General features: G+C 62.0%; 24 protein-coding genes. 14 read left to right on the top strand and 10 right to left on the bottom strand.

The window, feature by feature from the left end; all coding sequences use genetic code 11:
• Window positions 1-69: 69 nt before the first annotated feature.
• The 5 genes from ssuE to argE all read right to left on the bottom strand — a co-directional run bounded on the left by ssuE (window position 70) and on the right by argE (window position 6,376).
• Entirely contained in the window at window positions 70-663 is a 594-nt protein-coding gene (gene ssuE, locus KCG88_RS18380; RefSeq protein WP_011064111.1) for an NADPH-dependent FMN reductase, read from the bottom strand.
• 311 nt (window positions 664-974) lie between these two features.
• Window positions 975-1,613 carry a peroxiredoxin gene (locus KCG88_RS18375; RefSeq protein WP_011064112.1) on the bottom strand — a complete coding sequence of 213 codons (639 nt, stop codon included), beginning with the start codon at window positions 1,611-1,613 and terminating at the stop codon, window positions 975-977.
• A gap of 272 nt (window positions 1,614-1,885) precedes the next feature.
• Window positions 1,886-3,283: an OprD family porin gene (locus KCG88_RS18370; RefSeq protein ID WP_210712850.1), complete on the bottom strand. Its 1,398-nt coding sequence runs from the start codon at window positions 3,281-3,283 to the stop codon at window positions 1,886-1,888.
• 500 nt (window positions 3,284-3,783) lie between these two features.
• Complete coding sequence (gene argA / locus KCG88_RS18365) at window positions 3,784-5,082, bottom strand: amino-acid N-acetyltransferase (protein WP_011064114.1); 1,299 nt, start codon at window positions 5,080-5,082, stop codon at window positions 3,784-3,786.
• 136 nt (window positions 5,083-5,218) lie between these two features.
• A complete protein-coding gene (gene argE / locus KCG88_RS18360; RefSeq protein WP_019093577.1) occupies window positions 5,219-6,376 on the bottom strand; it encodes an acetylornithine deacetylase in 1,158 nt (385 codons plus the stop codon).
• Window positions 6,377-6,534: 158 nt separating this feature from the next.
• Here argE and KCG88_RS18355 point away from each other — a divergent pair, with 158 nt between their 5' ends.
• Window positions 6,535-7,902 carry a CYTH domain-containing protein gene (locus KCG88_RS18355; RefSeq protein WP_047289842.1) on the top strand — a complete coding sequence of 456 codons (1,368 nt, stop codon included), beginning with the start codon at window positions 6,535-6,537 and terminating at the stop codon, window positions 7,900-7,902.
• A gap of 9 nt (window positions 7,903-7,911) precedes the next feature.
• On the opposite strand, the gene KCG88_RS18350 is transcribed toward KCG88_RS18355, so the two are convergent.
• Window positions 7,912-8,382: an Lrp/AsnC family transcriptional regulator gene (locus tag KCG88_RS18350; protein WP_011064117.1), complete on the bottom strand. Its 471-nt coding sequence runs from the start codon at window positions 8,380-8,382 to the stop codon at window positions 7,912-7,914.
• A 124-nt stretch (window positions 8,383-8,506) separates the two neighbouring features.
• On the opposite strand from KCG88_RS18350, the gene KCG88_RS18345 reads away from it, so the two are divergent.
• The 5 genes from KCG88_RS18345 to KCG88_RS18325 all read left to right on the top strand — a co-directional run bounded on the left by KCG88_RS18345 (window position 8,507) and on the right by KCG88_RS18325 (window position 12,641).
• Window positions 8,507-8,824, top strand: a complete 318-nt coding sequence (locus KCG88_RS18345) for a hypothetical protein (protein WP_011064118.1) — start codon at window positions 8,507-8,509, stop codon at window positions 8,822-8,824.
• Window positions 8,825-8,937: 113 nt separating this feature from the next.
• Window positions 8,938-10,716, top strand: coding sequence for a GspE/PulE family protein (locus KCG88_RS18340; RefSeq protein ID WP_210712849.1), 1,779 nt, complete (start codon window positions 8,938-8,940; stop codon window positions 10,714-10,716).
• A gap of 157 nt (window positions 10,717-10,873) precedes the next feature.
• Window positions 10,874-11,794: an SPFH domain-containing protein gene (locus KCG88_RS18335; RefSeq protein ID WP_011064121.1), complete on the top strand. Its 921-nt coding sequence runs from the start codon at window positions 10,874-10,876 to the stop codon at window positions 11,792-11,794.
• Window positions 11,795-11,804: 10 nt separating this feature from the next.
• A complete protein-coding gene (locus tag KCG88_RS18330) occupies window positions 11,805-12,254 on the top strand; it encodes an NfeD family protein (RefSeq protein ID WP_047289846.1) in 450 nt (149 codons plus the stop codon).
• A gap of 69 nt (window positions 12,255-12,323) precedes the next feature.
• The gene (locus KCG88_RS18325) at window positions 12,324-12,641 is read left to right on the top strand and encodes a DUF2388 domain-containing protein (RefSeq protein WP_011064123.1); all 318 of its coding nucleotides are present in this window, start codon (window positions 12,324-12,326) and stop codon (window positions 12,639-12,641) included.
• Window positions 12,642-12,713: 72 nt separating this feature from the next.
• On the opposite strand, the gene KCG88_RS18320 is transcribed toward KCG88_RS18325, so the two are convergent.
• On the bottom strand, window positions 12,714-13,385 hold the full coding sequence (locus KCG88_RS18320) for a TetR/AcrR family transcriptional regulator (protein WP_047338087.1): 672 nt from the start codon (window positions 13,383-13,385) through the stop codon (window positions 12,714-12,716).
• 141 nt (window positions 13,386-13,526) lie between these two features.
• On the opposite strand from KCG88_RS18320, the gene KCG88_RS18315 reads away from it, so the two are divergent.
• Window positions 13,527-14,411, top strand: coding sequence for a 2,4-diacetylphloroglucinol hydrolase (locus KCG88_RS18315; RefSeq protein WP_210712848.1), 885 nt, complete (start codon window positions 13,527-13,529; stop codon window positions 14,409-14,411).
• Between the two features lie 51 nt (window positions 14,412-14,462).
• On the opposite strand, the gene KCG88_RS18310 is transcribed toward KCG88_RS18315, so the two are convergent.
• Window positions 14,463-15,065 (bottom strand): TetR/AcrR family transcriptional regulator, encoded by a 603-nt coding sequence (locus KCG88_RS18310; protein WP_011064126.1) that lies wholly within the window; start codon window positions 15,063-15,065, stop codon window positions 14,463-14,465.
• A 461-nt stretch (window positions 15,066-15,526) separates the two neighbouring features.
• Here KCG88_RS18310 and KCG88_RS18305 point away from each other — a divergent pair, with 461 nt between their 5' ends.
• From KCG88_RS18305 to KCG88_RS18280, 6 genes are all read left to right on the top strand, one after another.
• A complete protein-coding gene (locus KCG88_RS18305; RefSeq protein ID WP_047338089.1) occupies window positions 15,527-16,615 on the top strand; it encodes a hydroxymethylglutaryl-CoA synthase in 1,089 nt (362 codons plus the stop codon).
• Window positions 16,616-16,644: 29 nt separating this feature from the next.
• Window positions 16,645-17,841 (top strand): thiolase family protein, encoded by a 1,197-nt coding sequence (locus KCG88_RS18300; protein WP_047338090.1) that lies wholly within the window; start codon window positions 16,645-16,647, stop codon window positions 17,839-17,841.
• Between the two features lie 12 nt (window positions 17,842-17,853).
• Complete coding sequence (locus tag KCG88_RS18295) at window positions 17,854-18,294, top strand: OB-fold domain-containing protein (RefSeq protein WP_011064129.1); 441 nt, start codon at window positions 17,854-17,856, stop codon at window positions 18,292-18,294.
• 208 nt (window positions 18,295-18,502) lie between these two features.
• Window positions 18,503-19,552: a type III polyketide synthase gene (locus KCG88_RS18290; protein ID WP_210712847.1), complete on the top strand. Its 1,050-nt coding sequence runs from the start codon at window positions 18,503-18,505 to the stop codon at window positions 19,550-19,552.
• 109 nt (window positions 19,553-19,661) lie between these two features.
• Complete coding sequence (locus KCG88_RS18285) at window positions 19,662-20,927, top strand: MFS transporter (protein ID WP_210712846.1); 1,266 nt, start codon at window positions 19,662-19,664, stop codon at window positions 20,925-20,927.
• Window positions 20,928-20,933: 6 nt separating this feature from the next.
• The gene (locus KCG88_RS18280; RefSeq protein WP_210712845.1) at window positions 20,934-21,866 is read left to right on the top strand and encodes a fumarylacetoacetate hydrolase; all 933 of its coding nucleotides are present in this window, start codon (window positions 20,934-20,936) and stop codon (window positions 21,864-21,866) included.
• A 7-nt stretch (window positions 21,867-21,873) separates the two neighbouring features.
• Here the strand turns inward: KCG88_RS18280 and gcvP are convergent, their stop codons facing one another.
• On the bottom strand, window positions 21,874-24,747 hold the full coding sequence (gene gcvP / locus KCG88_RS18275; protein ID WP_210712844.1) for an aminomethyl-transferring glycine dehydrogenase: 2,874 nt from the start codon (window positions 24,745-24,747) through the stop codon (window positions 21,874-21,876).
• A 191-nt stretch (window positions 24,748-24,938) separates the two neighbouring features.
• Here gcvP and KCG88_RS18270 point away from each other — a divergent pair, with 191 nt between their 5' ends.
• Entirely contained in the window at window positions 24,939-26,078 is a 1,140-nt protein-coding gene (locus KCG88_RS18270) for a DegT/DnrJ/EryC1/StrS aminotransferase family protein (protein WP_047289861.1), read from the top strand.
• Between the two features lie 58 nt (window positions 26,079-26,136).
• Here the strand turns inward: KCG88_RS18270 and gcvH are convergent, their stop codons facing one another.
• Window positions 26,137-26,520 carry a glycine cleavage system protein GcvH gene (gene gcvH / locus KCG88_RS18265; protein WP_011064135.1) on the bottom strand — a complete coding sequence of 128 codons (384 nt, stop codon included), beginning with the start codon at window positions 26,518-26,520 and terminating at the stop codon, window positions 26,137-26,139.
• Between the last annotated feature and the right edge of the window lie 3 nt (window positions 26,521-26,523).

Genomic DNA, 26,523 nt, shown 5'->3' with positions numbered 1-26,523 from the left:
GGGGTTGTGGCTGCACCTGCTTGCCCGTTGGCGGGCGAGTAAGGCGAGTATTTCAATCGGGGATGAGGCTCAAATGCTCCAACGAGCACTCAACAGGCGTTCATTGAGCAGATGCGGGTCCAGCGGTTTGGGGCGACGGGCCATGGCGCTGTGGAACTGCTCGAGCGCTTCTTTCAAGCGTTGCTCCAGGGCTTCGGCCAATTGCGGTTGGGCGCTGCCCTCGCCGTAGGCGATCTGGCTGTCCTCGGCAAAGATGCCCTGGAGCATCTCCTGGGCCTTGAGGGCCGAAAGCACCGGCTTCAATGCGTAATCCACCGCCAGCATGTGGGCAATGCTGCCGCCGGTCGCCATGGGCAATACCACCTTGTGACTCAGGGCCCGCTCGGGCAGCAGATCGAGCAGGGTTTTCAGGGCCCCGGAAAACGACGCTTTGTACACCGGCGTCGCAATCAGCAGGCCGTCGGCCTGTTCGATCTGTTGCAACAGGTCGATGACCTTGGGGCTGTCGAAGCGCGCGTGGAGCAGATCCTCGGCCGGGAAGTCCCGTACCTGGTAGCTGACCACTTCCACGCCTTGCTGCTGTAACCAGCGCTTGGCCAACTCCAGCAGCACCCCGGAACGGGAGCGTTGGCTGGGACTGCCACCGAGAGAGACCACCAGCATTCGGAGGATTCCTTGAACAAGATAAGCGATTCGCGGGATGCGATCTCGCCGGACTGCACAGACCTTAACAGCCTATTTATATATCCATAAATCTTATTTTTTCATTTGTTTATTCTTTAAATGAATATAAGAAATGATGATTTCCAGGCAAAAAAATAGGCCGTCGAAACGGCCTTAAAACCCCTGCTTTGTGGTTCTGTGACTCCTGCATTCTGCGTAGGAGCGGGCTTGCCCGCGAAAGGGTCCGCGAAACTTGCACCGGCCTCACCGCCGCCTTCGCCGGCAAGCCGGCTCCTACAGCGGTGAGTGGGTCAGCGATTGGGCTGCGGCGTCAGGCGCAGATAGGGCTTCACTGCGCGATAGCCCTTGGGAAAGCGACGCTTGATCTCTTCCTCGTCCTTGAGCGAAGGCACGATCACCACTTCGTCACCGTCCTGCCAGTTGGCCGGGGTGGCCACCTTGTAGTTGTCGGTGAGTTGCAGCGAATCGATTACCCGCAGGATTTCATGGAAGTTGCGCCCGGTACTGGCCGGGTAGGTGATGGTCAGGCGAATCTTCTTGTTCGGGTCGATGACGAACAGCGAGCGTACGGTCAGGGTGTCGTTGGCATTGGGGTGGATCAGGTCATAGAGGTCCGAGACCTTGCGATCGGCATCCGCCAGGATCGGGAAGTTGACCCGGGTGTTCTGGGTCTCGTTGATGTCTTCGATCCACTTGTGATGGGAGTCCACCGGGTCCACCGAGAGGGCAATGGCCTTCACCCCGCGTTGAGCGAATTCGTCCTTGAGCTTGGCGGTAAAGCCCAACTCGGTGGTGCATACCGGCGTGAAATCCGCCGGATGAGAAAACAGCACGCCCCAGCTATCGCCCAGCCACTCGTGGAAACGAATCTTGCCGGCACTGGAATCCTGTTCGAAGTCGGGGGCGATGTCGCCCAGTCTGAGGCTCATGGGTGCTGCTCCTGTGAGTGTGTGATGAAGCTACTCTGCCTGCACGGGAGACTATTTAAAAAGAATATATATCGATTTGTTAATAACTGAATTGAATATTAAAAATCTCTTCACTGGACTCGCACGCAGGCGAAGACCACCCTTCTCAACAAGGTTCGAGAAGGCCTTGAGTCGCTGTAAAAAGAGGGGGATTCAGGAAGGGCTCACGGGGGTGGGCCTGACTTGAAACAACACCTCGCCCGGCATTGCGCCGGGCGAGGCTTCAACCGCAATTACTTCAGCGGGATCGAGTAGCTGACGATCAGGCGGTTTTCGTCCTGGTCGCGCTGGCCCGGAATGTCGTTACGCCACATGGCGTTTTTCCAGGTCAGACCCAGGTTCTTCAGTGGGCCTTGCGGAACCACGTAGGACAGGGTCAGGTCGCGTTCCCACTCGGTGCCACCAGTGCCCAGAGTGGTTTTCTGTGCGGCGCCAACCTTACCGGCTGTGTCGATGTTGTTGCCACGCAGGTAGATGATGCCGGCCGTCAGGCCTGGCACGCCAACCTTGGCGAAGTCATAGGCGTAGCGAGCCTGCCAGGTACGCTCGCCCGCGCGGGCGAACTTCTGGATCTGCATGTCGGTGATGGTGCTGTTGGACGAGCCGTCACCCTGGTTCAACCAAGGGAAATCGCTGTCACCGTTGCTGTACTGGTAGCCGCCACCGAAGGTGTGGCCTTCAACCGAGTACAGGGCGAGGTAGCTGTACAGGTTGTTGTCAACCTTGCCTTTGGTGATCGCCGACAGGCCTTTGTCCGGGTAGTAGCCGGTGGTGTAGTAGGCCGCGGTGTCGCCGTTGGAGCCGTTGTCACGGCTACGGTAGTAGCGCAGGTCACTTTTCAGTACGCCAGGACCGATGGACCAGTTGTGCACCAGGCCCAGGAAGTTCTGCGAGTAGAAGTCTTTCAGCTCGCCGTAGTAGTACGAAGCGGTCAGATCCTTGGTGATCTTGTAGTCAGCACCACCGTAGTAGAACTTGTTGCTGAACTTGCCAGCATCATAGTTGGAGCCGGCGTTGGCGCCAGCAATGGACAGACCTTCGTTGTTGCTCGAGTTACGGCCTTTGGCGTGCTCGATTTGACCTGCAGTCAGGGTCAGGTCCTTGATCTCGTTCGAAGTGATCTGGCCACCCTGGAAGGTTTGTGGCAGCAGACGACCGTCGTTGTACTTGATCACCGGGTTGTTAGGCATCAGGGTGCCGATTTTCAGCTCGGTCTGGGAAACCTTGACCTTGCCGGTCAGGCCCAGGCTGGAATAATCGTTCACCGCTTGAGCGTTTTTACCGCTGGAGGAGTGAGTCGGGAAGATGGTGCCACCGGAAGACGTGGTGGTCGCGCCGTTGGTGCCGCCGCCGGAATCCAGGCGCACGCCCAGCAGGCCGATTGCGTCCAGGCCAAAACCTACGGTGCCTTCGGTGTAGCCAGAGGTGAAGTTGAAGATGAAGCCTTGGCCCCACTCTTCCTGCTTGCTCTGGGCCTTCGCGGCTTTGGTATCGCCGTCGCGGTTGTCGGTATTGATGTAGAAGTTACGCAGCCCCAAGGTAGCTTTGCTGTCTTCGACAAAACCGGCGGCGCCTGCCTGCTGCGCCAAAACCCCTACGGCCACAGCCAGGGCCAAGGTGGACTTGTTCATGTTTCGCTCCTCTCGTTTCTAATTCTTGTGGTTCCTGGCCCCGGATCGAACGCCCGGGTGCCACAGATGCGCGATTAGCGCCAGACCGTGACTGATAAGTCAATCGTAACGACCTGTGTCTACGACCATGGTCTAATCGCAGTGATTTGGTCCATGCAGGGTAATGAATTACTCATAAACCCAAAAAGAATTGTTTAATTCTTTTTCATACCTTTCAGGAATAAAGCTCGCTATTACCAAACGGCGAATCGCAGCGTAGACGCTCGCAAGCTTATTTCTGAAAATTTTCCCCTGACTAAGCCCCCAAGATCCCCTGCGTGCACAAGCACAAAACGTCATCCGGGATCAAAAAAGCGACGCAATCATGGCTAAGAGCCTATCCTCCCGTCAATTTGTTACAGTTTTTGTATCGAAATGAAATTTTTCTGACATGTGCAACTGTCCGCGACGATTCGATCAATTGATCGGACCGTAGCGGCCAGTTGTGCAAAGAGGCGGGTTCAGAGGGCTTTTTCGAAGATCTTCGAATTGCGCTGGTAGTTGTACAGCGAGGCCCGGGCCGATGGCAGGCGCTCGACACTGCTGGGCACGAAACCCCGCTCGCGGAACCAGTGAGCGGTACGAGTGGTGAGGACGAACAGCGTCTTCAGGCCCTGGGCCCGAGCGCGGGTCTCAATCCTTTCGAGCAGCTCGTCGCCACGCTTGCCATGGCGGTACTCGGGGTTCACCGCCAGGCACGCCAGCTCACCGGCATCGGAATCGGCAATCTGGTACAGGGCGGCGCAGGCGATGATCATGCCCTCGCGCTCCACCACACTGAACTGCTCGATCTCGCGCTCCAGCACCTCGCGGGAACGCCGCACCAGGATGCCCTGCTCTTCCAGCGGGCTGATCAGCTCCAGCAAGCCGCCCACATCCTCGATCGCCGCCTCGCGCACCCGCTCGAACTGTTCCTGGGCCACCAGGGTGCCGCCGCCGTCGCGGGTGAAGAGTTCGGTCAGCAAGGCGCCGTCCTCGGCATAGCTGACGATATGGCTGCGTCCAACCCCGCCGCGGCACGCCTCGGCGGCGGCATCCAGCAGCTCGGCCTGATAGTTGCCCCCCAGGCGTTGCAAATGCGCCGGCACCTGCTGCGGACGCAACTCGCGCACCAGCTTGCCGTTTTCATCCAGCAGGCCCGGGTCGGCGCCGAACAGCAGTAGTTTGTCGGCCCCCAGGTCGATGGCGGCGCGGGTGGCCACATCTTCGCAGGCCAGGTTGAAGGTTTCCCCGGTGGGGGAATACCCCAGGGGCGAGAGCAGGACGATGGAACGCTCGTCCAGCAGGCGATTGATGCCTTTGCGATCGACCCGGCGCACTTCGCCGGTGTGGTGATAGTCGACGCCTTCCAGCACGCCGATCGGACGGGCAGTCACCAGGTTGCCGCTGGCCACCCGCAACCGCGAGCCCTGCATCGGCGAAGAGGCCATGTCCATGGACAGGCGCGCCTCGATAGCGATGCGCAACTGGCCCACGGCATCGATCACGCACTCCAGGGTTGCCGCGTCGGTGATCCTAAGGCCGTGATGGTAATGGGGCGTCAGGCCACGGGCCGCCAGGCGGGCTTCGATCTGTGGGCGCGAGCCGTGCACCAGCACCAGGCGCACCCCCAGGCTGTGGAGCAGCACCAGGTCGTGGACGATATTGCCGAAGTTGGGGTGTTCAACGCCGTCGCCGGGCAGCATGACCACGAAGGTGCAGTCGCGGTGGGCGTTGATATAGGGAGATGCGTGGCGAAGCCAATTGACGTATTCGGGCATGAACCTGAGCCTGTAAATAAAAAGCAGCCTATGAAAGGACGAAACGGAAAACTCACAGCGGGCTGATGGTTATCGTCGGAACAGGCTTGGCAACACGCTTACTCTCCTCATGGGTACGGACAAGGCCACCGGCAATTTACTGAAATTGGGCCGGCGTCAGGCAGTAATGTTCAATCAATTCACGCAATAGATGCACGGTAGGCTGCAAGCGTGACATTTCGAGGTATTCCCCCGGCTGGTGGGCACAGGCGATATCACCCGGGCCGAGCACCAGGGTCTCGCAGCCAAGGCGCTGAAGATAAGGTGCTTCGGTGCCAAACGCTACTGCTTCGGCACGATGCCCGGTCAACCGCTCGGCCACTCGCACCAACTCGGCATCCTCGGGCTGCTCGAAAGGCGGGACCGCGGGGAACAGCGGCGCATAGTCGATCTTCACTTCATGGCGTTCGGCAATCGGCTTGAGCTTCTGCCGGATGGCCTCGCGCAGCACGTCCGGATCCATGCCCGGCAGGGGCCGCAGGTCGAACTCCAGGGAACACTGGCCACAGATGCGGTTGGGGTTGTCGCCGCCATGGATGCAGCCGAAGTTCAGAGTCGGTTGCGGGACGCTGAACTGCGCATTGCGGTACTCGCGCTGCCACAGCAACCGCAGGCCCCGCAGCTCGCCAATGGCATCGTGCATGGCCTCCAGGGCACTGCGCCCCAGGCTCGGGTCCGACGAATGGCCGCTGCGGCCGAGGATATCGATACGCTCCATCATCACCCCCTTGTGCAGGCGGATCGGCTTGAGCCCCGTGGGTTCGCCGATCACCGCCGCGCGCCCCAGGGGCCGGCCGGCTTGCGCCAGGGCCCGCGCCCCGGCCATGGAGCTTTCTTCGTCGCAGGTGGCGAGGACCAGCAGCGGTTGCTTGAAAGGCTGATCCAGCAGGGGCCGCACCGCCTCGATGATCAGGGCGAAGAAACCCTTCATGTCGCAACTGCCCAGGCCGACCCAGCGGCCGTCGACTTCGGTCAGCTTCAAGGGGTCGGTCTGCCACAGCGCGCTGTCATAGGGCACGGTGTCGCTGTGCCCGGCCAGTACCAGGCCGCCAGGGCCACTGCCGAAACTGGCCAGCAGGTTGAACTTGCCGGGGCTGACCTGCTGGATGTCGCAGGCAAACCCCAGGTCGCCGAGCCAGCCGGCCAACAGGTCGATCACCGCACGGTTGGATTGATCCAGCGCTGCTTGAGTGCAGCTCACTGACGGCGCGGCGATCAGCGCGGCAAACTGATCCTTCATGGACGGCAGGGGCATGGGCTGTCTCCGGGAATCCCAATGTGAGGCCCATCATAGAGGCATCCCGCAAGCGGAAGGAACCGCCGCGGCACCTGCGGGCGCCTTGTCCTGTACACTGCACGGCCTTGGCAGCCAACTCTTCCCCGGCTGCGCTCCCGATCCTGGATTTTCCGGCCATGCAGAAAGAAACCGAAATCAAACTCCGCGTCAGCCGCGAAACCCTCGCTGCCCTGCGCGAGCACCCGCTGCTGAAAAAACGCAACAAAAGTGGCTGGGAACGCCGTGAACTGATGAATCAGTACTTCGACACCCCAGAACGCGACCTGGCCCGGGCCAAAGTCGCCCTGCGCCTGCGACGCGACGGTGACGCGGTGATCCAGACCCTGAAGACCAGCGGCCAGAGCGTCGCCGGCCTGTCCGAACGCAACGAGTACGACTGGCAACTGGCCAAGGCCAAGCTGGACGTGAAAAAACTCGAAGGCCAATGCTGGCCCGAAGCCCTGGCCGAGCTGGACAAGAAGACCCTCAAGCCATTGTTCACCACGGATTTCGTCCGCGAGCGCGCGGAAATCGCCTGGGGCCGCGGCAAGGCCAAGGTGGTGATCGAAGCCGCCCTGGACTTGGGCCAAGTCATCGCCGGCAAGCAAAAGGAAGAAATCTGCGAGCTGGAACTGGAGCTGCGTGAAGGCGAACCGGCTGCCCTGCTGGAGTTGGCAGCGGAGCTGGCCCTGACCCTGCCGCTGATGCCCTGCGATATCAGCAAGGCCGAGCGCGGCTATCGCCTGTTCGACGCCGGCAGCTACTCCCTGAGCCTGCCCGCGCCGCAATTGAGCGCCGAGACGCCCCTGGACGAAGCTTTCGCCGCTCTGGCCTGGCACCTGCTGGGCAGCAGCCAGCGCCTGGCCGAGCAGTACCGCTTCAATGGCCACTGGCGCCTGCTGCAGGACTGGGTGGACAACCTTGCCGAGCTGCGAGCCCTGGCCAGCAGCCTGGGCCAGGCCGCACCGCGCCAGTCCACCGCTGAATTGCGCAGTGCCCTGGACGCCCTGCTGGAAGACTGGCGCCCGCTGGTACAGGCCGGTCTTGATGACGAAGACGTGCGCAAGGCCGCGCCGGAGCAGTTCATCGAAGAGTTGCAGGACGTGCGCTGGGGCCTGTTCTCGCTGAATACCTCGCGCTGGCTGCTGGCCCGGGCCTGGACCGCTGACCGCAACACCCGGGGCAACCGCCAGGGCGCCGCACAGCTGGGCAGCTGGTTGCCACGCCTGCTGGCCGAGGAAGCCACCTCCCTGCAACTGCCGCGCTATCAGCAGCAACCGGAAGACCTGGCCGAGCAGTTGCCGCGCATTGAACGCATCCAGGCCTGGTTGCACCACGCCCGCTCCGCGCTGGAGATCCCGGAGCTGGACCGTCTCTATGGCGAGTTGAACAAACTGGCCCAGCTGGCCAACGAGCCGATCACCGACGAAGCCCTCGACGCTCGCAAGCAGCAGGCCATCGCGGTGTTCCAGAACCGTGCCTGGAAAACCCTCCTGCGCCTGTAACCCCGCCCCTCAGCGCATGACCGGCAGGCTGGTGGTGGACTTGATCTCCGACAAGGCAACGATCGAGTTCACCTCCTGGATACCCGGCACCATGGACAGCTTCTCGAAGAAGAAACGTTCATAGGCTTCGATATCCGCGGTCACGATCCGCAGCAGAAAGTCCACAGCCCCCATCAGCACATAGCATTCCAGCACTTCCGGAAAACCGCGGATCGCCTCGGTGAACTCGGTGAAGTTGGAGCGCCCGTGAGCGTTGAGCTTGATCTCGGCGAAGATCTGCGTGTTGAGGCCGATCTTCTTGCGGTCCAGCAGGGTCACCTGGCCGCGGATCACCCCCTCCTCCTTCATCCGCTGGATCCGTCGCCAGCATGGCGACTGGGACAACCCCACCTGCTCGGCGATCTGCGCACTGGACAGCGAGGCGTCCTCTTGCAGCAGCGCGAGGATGCGGCGGTCATAGGCGTCCAGGTCGCTATGCATAATAAATACCCATAAACATTAGAAATCGAATTGAATAATTCATATTCAAGAAAAAAAACCCAATCTTAGATAAGAAATACCCGAAACCGAATGTAAAAATTTCTCCACTGACCTGGAGACCGCCATGCCCCCTTTCGAGCCAGCCCCCCGCGCCGATGCCTGGAACCTCAACAATGCTCACTGTCGCGTGCACTACCGGATAGTGGCCGACGCCGAGGCCGATGTGCTGTGCCGCATCCTCAACCACTTCGCCCTGCAGTTCCTGGTGCCGCAGCGGGTGTCGATGCAGCAGCAGGACGCCACGCTGTATATGGAGGTGGAACTCGACGACCTGAGCTGGCATCGGGCCCAGGTGATCGGCGCAAAGCTGCGCAACCTGATCAGTGTCTGTGACGTGGAGCTGGAGCTGGCGGAACCTTCGCGCCTGCAGGCCGCGGGTTGATCCCGGCAAAACCCTGCAACCCTTGGCAAGCATTCCCTTGAGGCCCCGGGGACTATTCTTGGCTGTTCGTGGTCAGAGACCCACATCTGGACAACAGCCCCAAGGAATCGCCCATGAGCGCCGCGCACCTTCCCCAGGACCGCTGGCTGGACCTCAGTGAACTGCTGCGTGAATTGCTGGCCCAGGGCCGCATCAGCCAGGATGCCGCCGAGCAGGCCATGAGCGTCCGGCATCAGGCAGCCGGTAACCTGCTGCATCCCCTGGAAGTGATCGCCGGCCAGCAATTGCCCGACCTGCAGCACCCCGGCGCACATCTGGACCTGGACAGCCTCACGGCCTGGCTGGCCCGGCAAGCCGGCCAGCCTTACCTGCGTATCGACCCCCTGCGCATCGACGTGGCCAGCATCACGCCGCTGATGTCCTTCGCCTTCGCCCAGCGGCACAAGATCCTTGCCGTGGCCGTGGATGGGCAGAGCGTTACCGTGGCCAGCGCCCAACCTTACGTCAGTGCCTGGGAAGCGGACCTGGCCCATGTTCTCAAGCGCACGGTGCGACGGGTGGTGGCCAGCCCGCTGGACATCCAGCGCCTGACCCTGGAGTTCTATCGCCTGGCCAAGTCGGTCAGCGGCGCCAGCAGCGAACAGAAAGCCAGTGGCCTGGGCAATTTCGAGCAACTGCTGAAACTGGGGGCCAGCGACCAGGAGCCGGATGCCGACGATGCGCACATCGTCAATATCGTCGACTGGCTGTTCCAGTACGCCTTTCAGCAAAGGGCCAGCGACATCCATATCGAACCGCGCCGCGAGCACGGCACCCTGCGTTTTCGCATCGATGGCGTATTGCACAACGTCTACCAGTTCCCGCCCCAGGTCACCCTGGCTATCGTCAGCCGCCTCAAGAGCCTGGGGCGCATGAATGTCGCGGAAAAGCGCAAGCCCCAGGATGGCCGCGTCAAGACCCGCACCCCTGAAGGCAGCGAAATCGAGCTGCGGCTCTCGACCCTGCCCACGGCGTTCGGTGAAAAGCTGGTGATGCGCATCTTCGATCCCCAGGTCCTGCTCAAGGACTTCGACCAGTTGGGCTTTGGCACCGACGACCTGAGCCGCTGGCAAGCCATGACTGCCCAGGCCCACGGCATCATCCTGGTCACCGGGCCCACCGGCTCGGGCAAGACCAGCACCCTCTACACCACCCTGAAGAAGCTTGCGACCCCCGAGGTCAACCTGTGCACCATCGAGGACCCGATCGAGATGATCGAACCGGCGTTCAACCAGATGCAGGTCCAGCACAATATCGACCTGAGTTTTTCCAGCGGCGTGCGCGCGCTGATGCGCCAGGACCCCGACATCATCATGATCGGCGAGATCCGTGACCTGGAGACCGCGGAAATGGCCATCCAGGCCGCACTTACCGGGCACCTGGTGCTGTCTACCCTGCACACCAACGACGCACCCGGCGCCATCAGCCGACTGCTGGAGCTGGGTGTGCCCCATTACCTGATCAAGGCCACTCTGGTTGGAGTCATGGCCCAGCGCCTGCTGCGCACCCTCTGCCCGTACTGCAAGGTTCCCGCCGAGCTGACGGCGGATGACTGGGAAAGCCTGACCGGAACCCGGCACCTGCCACCCGCTGCCGGCGGCCAGCGCGCGGTGGGCTGCGCCGAGTGCCGGGGTACCGGTTACCACGGGCGCACCGGGGTCTACGAAATCATGCCGCTGAGCGCCTCGCTCAAGGCCTTGATCCATAGCGAACTGGACCTCGCCGACCTGCACCGCCAGGCAGCCGCCGATGGCATGCGCAGCCTGCGACTGGCCGCCGCGCGAAAGATCACGCAGGGCCTGACCAGCCTGGAAGAGGTGCTCCGCGTGACACCACGGAGCGAGCTGCACTAACCGGTTAATGCGCAGCGCGCCCGCAGGCATGCCGTGATGCTTTTTATGTCACCTGATGATACCGGTGGCACGTTAAACCTGCGGAGCCAGCCCCGGCCCCGCTAGACTCAAGGTATCGGCCCTTGGGTCACCTCCCACTCCAAACAAAGGAAATATCATGCAGATCGGCAGCGTGCTCCTACTTTTCGTCGGCCTTGCCGTGGCCATCGTCTTCATGGGTTTCAAGGTCGTGCCCCAAGGCTACCAATGGACCGTGGAACGCTTCGGCCGCTACACCAACACGCTGAAGCCGGGGTTGAACATCATCATTCCGGTGATGGATCGCATCGGGCGCAAGATCAACGTGATGGAAAGCGTGCTGGATATCCCGCCCCAGGAAGTCATCACCGCCGACAACGCCACGGTGCAGATCGATGCCGTGTGTTTCTTCCAGGTGGTCAACACCGCCCAGGCCGCCTATGAGGTCAACAACCTCGAGCACGCCATCCGCAACCTGCTGCAAACCAATATCCGTACGGTGCTCGGTTCCATGGAACTGGATGCCATGCTCAGCCAACGTGACGGCATCAACGAGAAACTCCTGCGAACCGTCGATGAGGCCACCGCCCCCTGGGGGATCAAGATCACCCGGATCGAAATCAAGGACATCAGCCCTCCCGCCGACCTGATGGCGGCCATGTCCGGGCAGATGAAGGCCGAGCGGGTCAAGCGTGCGCAGATCCTCGAAGCCGAAGGCCTGCGGGCCGCCGCCATCCTTACCGCAGAAGGCAAGAAACAGGCACAGATTCTTGAAGCCGAGGGCGAACGCCAGGCGGCATTCCTCGAATCCGAAGCCCGGGAGCGCCAGGCCGAAGCCGAGGCCCGGGCGACCCAGGTGGTGTCCGAGGCGATTGCCACCGGCAACGTCCAGGCGATCAACTACTTCGTCGCGCAGAAATACATCGATGCCCTGGGCAAACTGGCGTCGGCCAACAACAGCAAGGTGATCCTGATGCCGCTGGAAGCCAGCCAGGTCATCGGCGCCGTGGGCGGCATCGGCGAGATCGTCAAGGCCACGTTCGACAGCAAGAAGGTCTGAGGCAGGCTTCATGTTGGCATTTCTACAAGCACTATCGTTCTGGGACTGGCTGGCCCTCGGCACCCTCCTGCTGATCTTCGAAGTATTCGGAGCCGGCGGCTACCTGCTGTGGATCGGCCTAGCGGCCGCCACAGTCGGGGTCCTGACCTTTCTCATTCCTGGCCTGTCATGGGAGGTGCAGTTCCTCCTGTTCGGCCTGCTGTCGGTACTCACCGCACTGTATTGGTGGCGCCGCCAGCGCAGCGTGGTACGCCCCAGCGATCAACCGAACCTGAACCTGCGGGGCCAGGAGCTGATCGGCAAGACCTTTGTGGTGCACCAGGCGATTGTCGATGGCCGCGGGCGGATCAAGGTGGCCGACGGCGTGTGGATCGCCAAGGGGGCCGACGCCCCCGTGGGCGCCCGGGTACGGGTGGTGGGCCAGGAGGGCGCAATCCTGTTGGTCGAAAACCTTGACTGATGAGTCACGGAACTCCGCGCGGTTATCTAGAATCAAACGATGCAGATACCCCCTTCGGAGTCACCCATCATGCGTCTGAAAATTGCTGTCGCCACCCTTGCCCTACTGTCTCTTCCCGTTGGTTCGGCAATGGCCGACACCTTCTGGCGTAACGTCATTTCCTCCGGGGCCACCACCGGCTCCACTTACCTGACCTTCAAGGACCACAAGCTGATCGTCGCCGCCCAGGACGACGCCGGCAGTTTCGTTGCCAGCGATGGCAGCATTCGCGGCCCGTACCTGGAAGCCGCCATGCAGAAGGTCCGCGCCGACAACCCCGGCCTCAAGGCCACCGACATGGAACTGGCCAACGCCATCCTGGCGAAGAACGCTGTCGCTCAGGAGTAACCGTCGCCCCAGGGATGGCCGACAGCAAACGCCGACCCCAGGGTCGGCGTTTTTGTGTGCCCGATCAGCCGGCTAGGCCCTGGGTGCGCGGGACACGGCAGCCAGGCCGGCCAGGGCATAACTCATCATGTGTTCGATCAACGCCGGCGGATCCAGCTCCAGGCCGGGCAACACATTGCGCGCCAGCGGCCGATGGGCGATCAGCAGGAACAGGCAGGGCGCAAAAACACTGACGGCGCTGCGCAGGGTAGCCGGGTCTTCAGGCGATAGGTCCATGATCTGGCCGAGGATGGTGCGCACGATCTGCGCCTTGGGAAACGCCTGTTCCTCCAGGATCGCCGGCAGCACCGAGGAGGGTGACAACAGTTCGCGGGTCAGGACTTTCAGCGCCCAGCCCTCACGCTGGTTGCCCAACCCCTCGATGAGCACGGTGATGATTGCCCGTAGCTTGTCCTCGGGGCTGCCCTGGCTTTCGCTCAGGCTGATCATGGTCTCGATCCGCACCAGGCGGTCATGAGCCTCGCGCAGCACCGCTCGATACAGACCGTCCTTGTTTTCGAAGTGATAGTTGACCGAGGCGTTGTTGGCCCTGGAGTTCTCGCAGATCTGCTTGCTGGTGGTGTTGGCATACCCCAGCTCAGCAAAAAGCTGGCCGGCCGTTTCCAGGATCTGCTGGCGGGTGGCCTGGCCATCCTGACGCGGCGCACGGGCCGCAGTTGGCGGCGGGGAAGCGGAAACGGCCATAGGCGCTCTCACTAAGTTAAATTCAAATTTGACTTTTGTTTATGGACTGCTTAGCTACAAAGCGCCAGTTTCTCGCTCAATTCCGTTACGGGTTGCAGCGAAAGGGCGGCTATCTGTCAATTCACGCCAAAGGATATCAGCATGGAAGCGCGCAACATGACTCCCTTCACCTACTTCTCACTGCCCATGCAGAAGCTGTTCCTACGCAACCAGGCGGCGGTCAGGAACAAGCCCTATGCCAAGTATTTCCGGCCGGAGATGCGCGTGCCGCTGTCCGCCGTCCGCAAGATTCAGCAAGGCCCCATGGCCCTGGAAGACACCCTGACCCCCAGCATCGAGGACATCAATCGCCTGCTCGAACCGGACTTCGTCAGCGAAGAGTCCGGTTATGCCCTGCTACCGGGCCCGATGGCCTACGTGCAAAGCCGCAAGTTCTTCCCCGGCTGCACCGCGCAGATGTTCAAGTGGTGGTTCATCTGGCACCCCGCGGAATCGGAGCGCTACACCCTGTGGTTCCCCTATGCCCATGTCAGCAACCCATGCGTGCACCACCAGCGTCTGTGCGATGAGTCCCTGAGTTTTGAGGAGCGGCTGTATGGCAACACGTTCTGCGCGTCGGAATATGTCGGCGATCGCCTGATGCACCTGCATATCGACTTCCAGGAGCCAGCCAGCCTGGGCCTGAACACTGATCTGTACCGCGAAGCGAAGATCGACGGCAGCGTCAGCGCCCTGATGAGCCTGGCGGATCATCCTGAGGTGCCGGTGTCGTTGATGGTGCATCTGTTCAAGGAAGTACCAGGCGGCATGTACCTGACCAGCCGTTACTGGGTCGGGGCGCACCCATCGATGGCCCGCTTTCCCGGGGCAGAAAAGGCAGCATCGCTACTGAAGGAAAGTGGCTTTGGCGAGGCCGAACTGGAAACCCTGGCCTACGAGTTCGCGGTGCACGACATGTGCGAGTTCAATCATCTGGCCAGCTTCCTGCCGGACCTGTACAGAGAGTTCGGCACTTCAGCGGCCTGAAACAACAGCCATTAAGCCCGAGAAACTCCAGGGCTTAATGGCTCGAAGGGATCAACGTTGCGTACCAGGACAAACACCGTTGATCAGCAAAGAAGTGAACTCCTCGATGTCCTGCTCCACCGTCAGTTGCTCAGTCAACAGCCGATACCAGCAAAAGCCGAAGATCATATCCAGCAGCAATTCACGGTTGGTGTCCTTGGGCAGCTCGCCATTGCTGATGGCATTTTCCACCAGTTTTTTCGGCATTTCCCTTCTGCGCTCCATGAACTGATCCTTGAGCTGGGTCAAGGTTGCGGGATCCAGTTGCGCTTCGGCGATCACGCAGCGAAAGGCCTCGCCGCAAATCGTCTCCCTCCAGACTTTCCAGAGATTTCGCAGCAAAAAGTCGAGATCCGCCTTGAACGAGCCGAGATCAGGAAACTTCCTGACTTGCTCGCTCTCATTTTCATAAACCTCGGCGATCAACGCCGCCTTGTTCGTCCACCAGCGATAGATAGTTGGCTTGCTGGCCCCCGCCCGACGGGCGACGGACTCGATACTGAGCCCGGAATAGCCGCATTCCTTAAGGATTTCGATGGTGGAAGTGAGAATGGCTTTATGAGTATGGGGACTTCGCAAAGAGCCGATGGAGCTGCGAGAGGGGGTACGAGCCACAATAAAAAATCTCCAGGCAGGGCGCTTGACAAACGCAACGCAGGGTATAGGATTCCCTCGAATCGAAATGAAACGGTCCGTTTCGTTTCATTCTTGAAAGAATCATGAATTTCTTACACCGATCTATCTAGTTTTTAAAATATCGCGTAAGGGTTGAGCAGCTCAGGCCTTGTAACTTGGAGTTCCTCGAATTCGAGGCTTCGGCCCTTTTCCCTTAAGAGATTAGATCGTCTGAAATTATTACTAAACGAAACGTTCCGTATCATAGCACAGTGAGGTGAATAAAAACAGCTTTCGAGTGGGTTTTCCCCTATTTGGAGTCTGCTGTTAAACCGCTCTGGCCTGCAGGTTTCATCAGGTGTGGCCAGGAGAAAGGCAGCAAAACTGTTTTCCGTATGTTTCAAGGGTGCTTCTGAGCAGGCACGACCCAGTTTTCTGAAAAGAATGGAATCAAGAGGAAAATGAACGTGAAAAAGATAGGTATTGTCAGCTATGGCGCGGGTATTCCGGTATGCCGCCTGAAAGTCCAGGAAGTGATCAACGTCTGGAAAAACACCGACCTCAAGCTGGTGGAGGAAAACCTCGGCGTCACGGAAAGAGCCGTGCTGCAACCGGATGAAGATGTCATCACCCTCGGGGTGCTGGCGGCGCAGCGGGCCCTGGACAAAGTCCCCGGCCACCAGCTCGAAGCCCTGTACCTGGGCACTTGCACCAACCCCTATGACTCACGGGCCTCGGCTTCGATCATCCTGGAAATGCTCGGCAGCGGTTACGACGCCTACTGCGCCGACGTGCAGTTCGCCGGCAAGTCCGGCACCTCTGCCCTGCAGATCTGCCAGGCCCTGGTGGCTTCCGGCATGACGGGCAGCGCCCTGGCCATCGGCGCCGACACCATCAACCGCAACACCGCGCCGGGCGACCTGACCGAATCCTATGCCGGGGCCGGCGCCGCCGCGCTGCTGATCGGCAGCCAGAATGTCATCGCCGAATTCGACGCCAGCTTCTCCTGCGCCGCCGATATCGCCGACAACATCCGCCCCCAGGGCGATCGCTACATCCGTTCCGGGATGGGCCTGGGCTCGGACAAGAACAGCATCGGTCTGGAAGACCAGACCCGCCGCGCCGCCGAAGGCCTGATGGCCAAGCTGCACACCAGCCCCGCCGACTATGACTATGTGGTGTTCCAGCAAAACCTGGTGTCCACCCCCTACTCCCTGGGCAAACACCTGGGCTTCAACCCCAAGCAGGTGGAACCGGGCATCTACGCCGGCAGCGTTGGCGATGCCGGATCGGCCAGCCCGCTGCTCGGCCTGATCAACGTGCTGGACCAGGCACGCCCGGGGCAGAAAATTCTTTTGGTGTCCTACGGTTTCGGCGCCGGCAGTGACGCCATCGCCCTGACCGTCACCGACGCCATCGAGCAGTACCAGAAGCACAACAAGCCTCTGCGCGAACTGCTGGAATCCAAGATCTACGTCGACTACGGCACGTCCATCAAGTACGAGTTCAAGTACCTGCGGGCTGACTACGCCCTGACCGCCTATCTCTGATTACGCCTGTCTACGCAAGGAGCATGCACATGTGCGCACGTCGTGTTGCAATCGTTTCGGCCGCCTATACGCCGAAACCCGGAAGTTCACGAGTTCGGCAGACGTTCAAGGAAATGATCGTCGAGTCCGCCTACAAGGCTCTCAAGGACGCCAAGATGCACCCCCGGGAAATCCAGGCCGTGGCCTATGGTTATCACGGTGAAGGCATTTCCGAATATGGCGGCCTGGGCCCGACCATTTCCGACGCCCTGGGCATCAGCCCGGCGCCGACTTTCATGAGCACCGCCAACTGCACCAGCAGCTCGGTGTCGTTCCAGATGGGCCACCAGATGGTGGCCTCCGGGGAGTACGACATCGTCCTGTGCGGCGGCTTCGAGAAGATGACCGATCACTTCAACTACGCCGAATACATCGGCTCCAGCACTGAATGTGAATACGATTACTTCCTCGGCATCTCCCACACCGATGCCTTCGCCCTGGCCACCGCCGAGTACTTCCAGAAGTTCGGCTATGCCGGTCGCGAGGCCGACGTACTGGCCACCTTCGGCCGGCAGATGCGCATCTACGCACAGAACACCCCCACCGCCACCCGTTATGGCCAGCCGATTCCATCCCTGGAAGCGTTGAAGAACAGCGAAGCCTGCGGCTCGATGCTGGCCTGGGGCGAAGCCAGTGGCTGCGCGATCCTGGTGGCCGAGCACCTGGCCCACAAATATACCGACAAACCGGTGTTCGTCCGCGGTTGCGCCTACACCGGGGTTTCGCACTACTTCGGCACGCGCTTCCACAACCCGACCCTGCACCACCCGGGCCTGCCCAAGGACGTGGGCATGGCCGTCTCGGCCAACTCCATCGCCTGCGCGGAAATTGCCTACAAGAAAGCCGGGATCACCGCCAAGGACATCGACGTGGCCCAGGTCTACGACCTGCTCGGCGCCGGGCTGATCCAGATGGAATCCATGGGCATCTGCGGCAAGGGCCAGGCTGGCGACTTCGTGCTCGAAGGCGGCATCGCCCTGGATGGCCAACTGCCGCTGAACACCGACGGCGGCAACATCGGCCGCGGCCACGCCTCCGGCTGCGACGGCATCCTGCACATCACCGAGCTGTTCCGGCAGCTGAGGGGTGAATCCGACAACCAGGTCAAGGGCGCGCGCATCGGCGTGTCGCAGAACCTTGGCGGTTACGCGGCGCACAACTCAGTGATTGTCCTCTCGAACGACTAAGGAGCCCGGACCATGTCCATGTACCCAGAACAGATCCACAGAATGACCACCGCCAGCATGCTTCGCGAATGGCGCGAGCATGGCGGCAAGTACCGCCTCGAAGGCAGCCAGTGCGAAGAATGCAACGAAATCTTCTTCCCCCGGCGCACCGTCTGCGGCGCCTGCAACTCCTTGAGCGTGAAGCCGTACCGCTGCGCGCGCAGTGGCAAGATCGAGGTCATGGCCCCGGCCGAGAACCCGATCCTGGCCGCCATGGGCTATGGCGAAACCGTGCCGCGCATCATGGCCATGGTGCGCCTGGACGACGGCCTGGTGATCGCTTCGGAAATCGTCGATGTGTGCGATCAGCAACAGCTGAAAGTCGGTGCGCCGGTGCGCATGGTGATTCGCAAGCATGTGCGCGAAAGCAACCTGGCCTGGCAATACGCTTATAAGTTCGTACTGGATATATAAGTTGTTGTTCAAGGTGCCTTTATATAAGGCACCTTGAAGTTAGCCATTAAAATAAAATCCAACTTAAAAGTTACATCAACGGCTACTTCACGCCTCGAAGTTGCCTTAAGGCCTTGATTTCCTTTAGGGCCTACAGATTCCTGTGCCTATAAACGGGGACTATCCCCACCCTTTAACTTATTGGCTTACTTAAAGCCAAGGACCCATCATGTCTACACTTTGCCTTCCACACGTCATGTTTCCGCAACACAAGATCACCCAGCAACAGATGGTCGATCACCTGGAAAGCCTGCACGCCGACCATCCTCGCATGGCCCTGGCCAAGCGCATGATCGCCAACACCGAAGTCAACGAGCGTCACCTGGTGTTGCCGATCGACGAACTGGCGGTGCACACCGGTTTCACCCACCGCAGCATCGTCTACGAGCGTGAAGCACGGCAGATGTCGTCGGCCGCGGCGCGCCAGGCCATCGAGAATGCCGGGCTGCAGATCAGCGACATTCGCATGGTGATCGTCACTTCCTGCACCGGCTTCATGATGCCGTCGCTGACCGCGCACCTGATCAACGACCTGGCCCTGCCAACCTCCACCGTGCAGTTGCCGATCGCCCAGCTGGGCTGCGTGGCCGGTGCCGCGGCCATCAACCGCGCCAACGACTTCGCCCGGCTCGATGCCCACAACCATGTACTGATCGTGTCCCTGGAGTTCTCCTCGCTGTGCTACCAGCCGGACGACACCAAGCTGCACGCCTTCATCTCCGCGGCGCTGTTCGGCGATGCGGTATCAGCCTGCGTGCTGCGCGCCGATGACCAGGCCGGCGGCTTCAAGATCAAGAAGACCGAGTCGTACTTCCTGCCCAAGAGCGAGCACTACATCAAGTACGACGTGAAGGACACCGGCTTTCACTTCACCCTCGACAAGGCGGTGATGAACTCCATCAAGGACGTGGCACCGGTGATGGAGAAGCTCAACTACGAGAGCTTCGAACAAAACTGCGCGCACAACGACTTCTTCATCTTCCACACCGGTGGTCGCAAGATCCTCGACGAGCTGGTGATGCACCTGGACCTGGCATCCAACCGGGTCTCGCAATCGCGTAGCAGCCTGTCGGAAGCCGGCAACATTGCCAGCGTGGTGGTGTTCGACGTGCTCAAGCGGCAGTTCGACTCCAACCTCAATCGCGGCGACATCGGCCTGCTGGCGGCCTTCGGCCCCGGTTTCACCGCGGAAATGGCGGTGGGCGAGTGGACCGCCTGATGTGACTGCCTGTGCCTGTTCCACCTGACGTTGCCGGGCTGCGGGGCAACGTCAGGTGGCCTCCCACGGCGCTTGCGCCGGGTTCATGGTTTCACAAGGAAGCTGAGCGATGAACACTGGAATGCCAACCACGGCTGCCAATAGCCGTTACGAAAGATCCATGGTGCTGTTGCTGTCACTGAGTTTCGGGCTGGTGGGGCTGGATCGCTTCATCATCCTGCCGCTGTTTCCGGTGATCATGCACGACCTGCAACTGGACTATCAGGACCTGGGCTACCTGTCCGCCGCGCTGGCCTTCACCTGGGGGCTCTCCGCCCTGGGCATGGGCAGCGTGATCGAGCGCCTGGGCACCCGCCGCGTGCTGGTGACCTCGATTGCCGTGCTTTCGCTGCTGTCCGGTTTTTCCGCGCTGGCCACCGGCGTGCTGGGGCTGGTGATTCTGCGCGGGCTGATGGGCATCTGCGAGGGTGCCTTCACCCCCACCAGCATCATTGTCACCAATGAAGTCTCGCGCCCCGACCGGCGCGGGCTGAACCTGGGTATCCAGCAGGCGCTGTTTCCTATTCTTGGCCTGTGCCTGGGGCCGTTGATCGCCGCTTACCTCCTGCAAATCACTGGCTCGTGGCGTGCGGTGTTCGCCATCATTTCCCTGCCGGGCCTGCTGCTGGCCGCCTACCTGTGGAAAATCTACCGACCGCTGCCGGTGCCCCAGGCCGACCGCACCGCAGGCACCTGGCTGGCGGCCTTCAAGAGCGGCAACGTGAGCCTGAACATCCTGATCATGTTCTGCATACTCACCTGCCAGTTCGTACTCTGCGCCATGCTGCCCAGCTACCTGACCGACCATATGCACCTGGAAAGCCTGTCCATGGCCTTCGTCATCTCGGCCATCGGCCTGGGCGGCTTCATCGGCCAATTGATCATCCCCGGCATGTCCGACCGTCTCGGGCGCAAGCCGGTGGTGTCGGTATGCTTCATGACCAGCAGCACACTGGTGGGCCTGCTGATCGTCAGCCCGCCTCTTCCCTGGCTGCTGTTCCTGCTGCTGTTCCTGCTGTCGTTCTTCAACTTCAGCCTGATCTGCATGACGGTCGGCCCGCTGACCAGCGAGTCGGTCGCACCGGCCCTGTTGCCGACGGCGACCGGAATCGTGGTGGGGTTCGGCGAGATCCTGGGTGGCGGGTTGTCACCGGCCGTGGCCGGGTTCGCCGCCAGCCATTTCGGCCTGCCATCGATCCTGTACGTGGCCCTGAGCGGCAGCCTGGCCGGCTTGCTGCTGTCATTCCTGCTCAAGGAACAAGCCCTCGAACCGCGCCGCTCGCGCGCGCGCGAAGCGCTGCCCATCCTCCCCGCCCCCTTGCCCCTGAAGGACTAGAGAATCATGGACGATTACCTGCTGTTGCTGGATGTCTGCCACAAGGACCAGCGCGCCATCGGGCTGTTCGACTTTCACAATGGCCGCAGCGTGCGGGCCTATTCCGAACACGGCGGGCTGTACGAGACCCTCCTGTTCTGCAGCCGTCGCCATCTGGGCTGGAGCGAACACCTGCGCAACCTTGCGCCCCATCCGCAACTGCCGGCGGACGGCCCCCAGCAAGGCCCGTTGCGCCCACCGCTCAAGCCTCGGGACAACCTGCTGGTGCAGGTCAGCGAAGTCACCCTGAACACCCCGCACACCCGCCAGGGCTGGTTCTACAAGGGCAATGGCAGCCTGCTGAAGACCGACGGCGAGCCGCTGATGATTCCGTACCACGCCCAGAGCATTTCCAGCCAGCCCGGAGTGGTGTGCGTGTACCTGGTGGACCCCTTCGGCCAGTTGCGCTTTGTCGGCTTCAGCCTCGGCCACGACATTCACGACCCGCTGCTGAGCCATCAGGACGCCAGCTCCTGCGCGCAGTCGCGGTTGCGCCAGTGCGCCATCGCCCCGGCGCTGATCCTCGGCGAACTGCAGAACGGCCTGTCACTCAATGTCCGGGTCGAACGCCAGGGCACGCCGTTGCCGCAGCGCAGCTATCGCCTCGACCTGCAGAACTGGTGGGCTATTCGCAAATACTCCCAGGCCTTCCTCGAACAGCACGAACAGTTCCTGCAACCGGGCATGGTCCACTATGTGTTCCACAGCGCCAGCCGGCGCGAGAGCGACCTGCAGTTGCAGCACGGTGACTGGCTGGACCTGGACTGCCCGGAGCTGGAACTGGGCCTGGGCAACCAGGTGATCGAGGAAGAGTTGCTGCACCTCTATCCCCTGGAAACCCAACCAGCCCGTGCCAGCGCCCATGGCAGCCAGCCGGTGCGGACGCGCCACCACTACTGAGGCCCGTTCAGCGGTAGTCCGCCAGCGGCACGCAGGCGCAGAACAGGTTGCGGTCGCCATAGACGTTGTCCACCCGGTTCACCGCCGGCCAGTACTTGTGGGCCCGGGTATGGGCGGTGGGCAGCACCGCCTGTTCGATACTGTAGGAGCGCTCCCAGACTCCGGTGATATCCGCCAGGGTATGGGGAGCGCCCTTGAGCGGGTTGTCCTCGGCCGGCCAGTTGCCCTCCTGCACCTGGGCGATCTCGGCGCGGATGCTCAGCATGGCTTCGACAAAACGGTCGAGCTCGGCCTTGGATTCGCTTTCCGTGGGTTCCACCATCAGCGTGCCCGGCACCGGGAAGGACATGGTCGGGGCGTGGAAGCCGTAGTCCATCAAGCGCTTGGCCACGTCTTCCTCGCTGATCCCGGTCTGGGCCTTGAGCGGGCGCAGATCGAGGATGCATTCGTGAGCCACCCGACCGTTGCGCCCGCTGTAGAGCACCGGGAAGGCACCGCTCAATTGCTCGGCCAGATAGTTGGCCGCAAGGATCGCCACCTCGCTGGCATCCGCCAGTTGCGGCCCCATCAGGGCGATGTACATCCAACTGATGGGCAGGATGCTCGCACTGCCCCAGGGCGCGGCGCTGACGGCGCCGTTCTCCGGCAACGGCCCGTCGATGGGCACCACCGGGTGGTTGGCGACAAACGGCGCCAGGTGCGCGCGCACGCCAATCGGCCCCATGCCCGGGCCACCGCCGCCATGGGGAATGCAGAAGGTCTTGTGCAGGTTCATGTGCGAGACATCCGCGCCAATGTCCGCCGGCCGGGCCAGGCCCACCTGGGCATTGAGGTTGGCGCCGTCCATGTACACCTGGCCGCCGTGGCTGTGGATAACTTCACAGATCTGGCTGATGCCCTCTTCGTACACGCCGTGGGTCGAGGGGTAGGTAGCCATCAGGCACGACAGGCGCTCGCCGGCCGCCTGGGCCTTGGTCTTCAGGTCCTCCAGGTCGACGTTGCCGGCCTCGTCGCACTCGACGATCACCACCTGCATCCCGGCCATCTGCGCCGAGGCCGGGTTGGTGCCGTGGGCCGACGCCGGGATCAGGCAGACATGCCTACCGCCTTGCCGGCGGCTCTCGTGGTAACGACGAATCGCCAGCAGCCCGGCGTACTCACCCTGGGCCCCGGAGTTGGGCTGCATGCAGATGGCATCGAAACCGGTGATGGCGCACAGCCAACGCTCCAGCTCCGCGATCATCAGGCCATAGCCGGCAGCCTGCTCCCGGGGTGCGAAGGGATGCAGGTTGGCGAACTCCGGCCAGGTAATGGGGATCATCTCGCTGCTGGCATTGAGCTTCATGGTGCAGGAGCCCAGGGGAATCATCGACTGGTTGAGCGCCAGGTCCTTGTTCTCCAGTTGCTTGAGGTAGCGCAACATTTCCGTTTCGCTGTGATGGGCACTGAACACCGGGTGGGTCAGGTAGCGCGTGCGTCGCAGCAGCGGGTCGGGAATCCCCGACTCCAGTGCCTCGGCGTCCAGGCTGCTGACATCCAGGCCGTGGTCGGCCCCCAGGAACACGTCGAACAAACGGGCCACGGTGCTTTCGTCACAGGTTTCATCCAGGCTCAACCCCAGCCGGCCACGGCCGAGAATCCGCAGGTTGATCTGCTGCGCCCTGGCGCTTTCGATGATCGCCGTCTGGCTGCCGCCGACCTCCAGGGTCAGGGTATCGAAGAAGTGTCGGTTGACCCTGGCAATGCCATGGCGCTCCAGGCCGACCGCGAGGATGCAAGTCAGCCGGTGTACCCGCTGGGCAATGCGCTTGAGTCCGGTCGGACCGTGATAGACGGCGTAGAAGCCCGCGATATTGGCCAGCAGCACCTGGGCGGTGCAGATGTTCGAGTTGGCCTTCTCGCGGCGGATATGCTGCTCGCGAGTCTGCAAGGCCATGCGCAGGGCCACCTGGCCGCGGGCATCCTTGGACACACCAATGATGCGCCCCGGCATCGCCCGCTTGTACTCGTCGCGGCAGGCGAAAAACGCCGCATGGGGGCCGCCGTAGCCCATGGGCACGCCGAAGCGCTGGGACGAACCGAGCACCACGTCGGCCCCCAGTTCGCCCGGCGGGGTCAGCAGCAACAGGCTGAGCAGGTCGGCCGCGACACAGGCCAGGGCCTGCTGGGCGTGCAACTGATCGATCAGCGGCCGCAGGTCGCGGATCTCGCCATGGGTGTCCGGGTACTGCAGCAACGCGCCGAACACCTGGTGCCCGGACAATTCGTCGACCCCGCCGACCACCAGTTCGAAACCGAAGCCTTCGGCCCGGGTGCGGACCACGGAAATGGTTTGCGGGTGGCAGTGTTCATCGACAAAGAACAGGTTGCTCGAAGACTTGCTCACACGCTTGGCCAGGGCCATGGCTTCGGCGGCGGCGGTGGCTTCGTCCAGCAACGAGGCGTTGGCCAGGTCCAGGCCGGTGAGGTCGATGGTCATCTGCTGGAAATTCAGCAAGGCTTCGAGCCTGCCCTGGGCGATTTCCGGCTGGTAGGGGGTATAGGCGGTGTACCAGCCAGGGTTCTCCAGCACGTTGCGCAGGATCACCGTCGGCGTCAGCGTGGCGTGGTAACCCATGCCGATCAGGCTGGTCCAGACCTGGTTCTGCCCGGCATAACCCTTGAGCCTGGCCAGGGCGGCCGCTTCGTCCAGGGCCGGCGGCAGATCCAGGGCGCGGTTGAAGCGGATTCCCGGCGGCACCGTCTGTTCGATCAGTTCGGCCCGGCTGCCCAGCCCGAGGCTGGCGAGCATCGCTTGCTGCTCCTCGGCGTCGGGCCCCAGGTGCCGGTTGAGAAAAGCGTTGGGCTCACGTAACTGGCTCAAAGATAGCAACTGGGACATGGCAGGCTCTCTCCGATAAACGGCGCTCAGCGTCGCTGCAACAGGGTGCCAAGCAGCATAGCAGTCGATTTCCCGCGTCGACGCTCTGGCGTCCCGGGGCAAACGGTACCATCATGCTCGACGTCAACGCGCCAGCCACGGCGCATCGCAACCTGTGCCCTTATCGTCCGCTTATCGGGTGTCCCATTGTCATGAGCCAACTGCCTTTCCTGCCGTTCTCCAAACCCACCATCGATGAACCCACCATCGCCGCTGTCGGCGAAGTCCTGCGTTCGGGCTGGATCACCAGCGGCCCCAAGGTCCAGGCCTTCGAAGCCCAGCTCTCGGAGTTCTTCGGCGGGCGCACGGTACGCACCTTCAACTCCGGCACCTGCACCATGGAGATCGCCTTGCGCATTGCCGGCATCGGTGCCGGAGATGAGGTCATCACCACGCCGATTTCCTGGGTGGCCACCGCCAACGTGATCCTCGAAGTCGGGGCCACGCCGGTGTTCGCCGATATCGACCCGGTCACCCGCAATATCGACCTGGCCCAGGTCGAAGCTGCCATCACCCCGCGCACCAAGGCCATCATCCCGGTGTACCTGGCCGGGCTGCCGGTGGACATGAGCCGCCTCTACGCCCTGGCCAAAAAGCACGGCCTGCGGGTAGTGGAAGATGCCGCCCAGGCCCTGGGCTCCAGCTGGAACGGCCAGCGCATTGGTGCCGGTGGCGACTTCGTGTCCTTCAGCTTCCAGGCCAACAAGAACGTCACTTCGTCCGAGGGCGGCTGCCTGGTGCTCAACACGCCAGAGGAAGTGCGCCTGGCCGAGAAGTACCGCCTGCAGGGCGTGACCCGCAACGGCTTCGACGGTCTGGATGTGGATGTGCTTGGCGGCAAGTTCAACATGACCGACGTGGCGGCCGCCATTGGCCTGGGCCAGTTTGCCCATATCGAGGCGATCACCGCCCATCGCCGTGAGCTGGCCCGGCACTATTTCGAATGCTTCGGCAGCGACTTCGAAGCCCGCTACGGCGCCCAGCTACCGCCGGCGGATTTCAGCAACAGCAACTGGCACCTGTTCCAGCTGGTGCTGCCAGAGCGCAAGGATGGCAAGCCGGCGCGGGCCACGTTCATGGAGCAGATGCAGGAACGCGGGATTGGCATCGGCTATCACTACCCGCCGATTCACTTGCTGAGCCTGTACCGCGAGCGCGGTTTCAAGGAGGGGATGTTCCCGGTGGCGGAACGGGTCGGTCGGCTGATCGTCTCGTTGCCCATGTTCACCGCCATGAGCAAGGCCGACGTGGAACGTGCGGTGGCGGCGGTGAAAGAAGTGTTGCAAGCCTGAGGGGCTTCGCCAGCCAGCTTGCTCCTGCAACGGGAGCGGGCGGGCTGGCGAGAACGGCTTACTCGCCGATGGCGGCCTTGTAGCCGGCGGCGTCCAGCAGCTTGTCCAGGTCGCCCGGGTTGCTTGGCTTGAGCTTGAAGATCCAGGCACCGTACGGATCGCTGTTGAGCAGCTCGGGGCTGGCGCTCAGCTCTTCGTTGACCGCAATCACTTCACCGGCCACCGGCGCATAGATGTCGGAAGCGGCTTTCACCGACTCCACCACACCGGCCTGGTCCCCTGCGCCAAACACGTTGCCGACTTCAGTCAGCTCGACGAAAACCACGTCGCCCAGGGCTTCCTGAGCGTGGTCGCTAATACCTACGGTCACGCTGCCGTCGGCCTCCAGACGGGCCCATTCGTGACTGTCGGCAAAACGCAGGTGGGCAGGGATATCGCTCATGTT

This window comes from Pseudomonas sp. MWU349 (assembly GCF_017947325.1).
In the GTDB taxonomy this organism is placed as follows: domain Bacteria; phylum Pseudomonadota; class Gammaproteobacteria; order Pseudomonadales; family Pseudomonadaceae; genus Aquipseudomonas; species Aquipseudomonas protegens.
The sequence above is the reverse complement of the archived record's forward strand: the minus strand, read 5'-3'. Positions and strand labels throughout refer to the sequence as shown.

Coding starts and splice junctions, on each gene's coding strand:
- ssuE (WP_011064111.1), bottom strand. CDS start 663: ATGCTGGTGGTCTCTCTCGGTGGCAGTCCCAGCCAACGCTCCCGTTCC.
- KCG88_RS18375 (WP_011064112.1), bottom strand. CDS start 1,613: ATGAGCCTCAGACTGGGCGACATCGCCCCCGACTTCGAACAGGATTCC.
- KCG88_RS18370 (WP_210712850.1), bottom strand. CDS start 3,283: ATGAACAAGTCCACCTTGGCCCTGGCTGTGGCCGTAGGGGTTTTGGCG.
- argA (WP_011064114.1), bottom strand. CDS start 5,082: ATGCCCGAATACGTCAATTGGCTTCGCCACGCATCTCCCTATATCAAC.
- argE (WP_019093577.1), bottom strand. CDS start 6,376: ATGCCCCTGCCGTCCATGAAGGATCAGTTTGCCGCGCTGATCGCCGCG.
- KCG88_RS18355 (WP_047289842.1), top strand. CDS start 6,535: ATGCAGAAAGAAACCGAAATCAAACTCCGCGTCAGCCGCGAAACCCTC.
- KCG88_RS18350 (WP_011064117.1), bottom strand. CDS start 8,382: ATGCATAGCGACCTGGACGCCTATGACCGCCGCATCCTCGCGCTGCTG.
- KCG88_RS18345 (WP_011064118.1), top strand. CDS start 8,507: ATGCCCCCTTTCGAGCCAGCCCCCCGCGCCGATGCCTGGAACCTCAAC.
- KCG88_RS18340 (WP_210712849.1), top strand. CDS start 8,938: ATGAGCGCCGCGCACCTTCCCCAGGACCGCTGGCTGGACCTCAGTGAA.
- KCG88_RS18335 (WP_011064121.1), top strand. CDS start 10,874: ATGCAGATCGGCAGCGTGCTCCTACTTTTCGTCGGCCTTGCCGTGGCC.
- KCG88_RS18330 (WP_047289846.1), top strand. CDS start 11,805: ATGTTGGCATTTCTACAAGCACTATCGTTCTGGGACTGGCTGGCCCTC.
- KCG88_RS18325 (WP_011064123.1), top strand. CDS start 12,324: ATGCGTCTGAAAATTGCTGTCGCCACCCTTGCCCTACTGTCTCTTCCC.
- KCG88_RS18320 (WP_047338087.1), bottom strand. CDS start 13,385: ATGGCCGTTTCCGCTTCCCCGCCGCCAACTGCGGCCCGTGCGCCGCGT.
- KCG88_RS18315 (WP_210712848.1), top strand. CDS start 13,527: ATGGAAGCGCGCAACATGACTCCCTTCACCTACTTCTCACTGCCCATG.
- KCG88_RS18305 (WP_047338089.1), top strand. CDS start 15,527: ATGAACGTGAAAAAGATAGGTATTGTCAGCTATGGCGCGGGTATTCCG.
- KCG88_RS18300 (WP_047338090.1), top strand. CDS start 16,645: ATGTGCGCACGTCGTGTTGCAATCGTTTCGGCCGCCTATACGCCGAAA.
- KCG88_RS18295 (WP_011064129.1), top strand. CDS start 17,854: ATGTCCATGTACCCAGAACAGATCCACAGAATGACCACCGCCAGCATG.
- KCG88_RS18290 (WP_210712847.1), top strand. CDS start 18,503: ATGTCTACACTTTGCCTTCCACACGTCATGTTTCCGCAACACAAGATC.
- KCG88_RS18285 (WP_210712846.1), top strand. CDS start 19,662: ATGAACACTGGAATGCCAACCACGGCTGCCAATAGCCGTTACGAAAGA.
- KCG88_RS18280 (WP_210712845.1), top strand. CDS start 20,934: ATGGACGATTACCTGCTGTTGCTGGATGTCTGCCACAAGGACCAGCGC.
- gcvP (WP_210712844.1), bottom strand. CDS start 24,747: ATGTCCCAGTTGCTATCTTTGAGCCAGTTACGTGAGCCCAACGCTTTT.
- KCG88_RS18270 (WP_047289861.1), top strand. CDS start 24,939: ATGAGCCAACTGCCTTTCCTGCCGTTCTCCAAACCCACCATCGATGAA.
- gcvH (WP_011064135.1), bottom strand. CDS start 26,520: ATGAGCGATATCCCTGCCCACCTGCGTTTTGCCGACAGTCACGAATGG.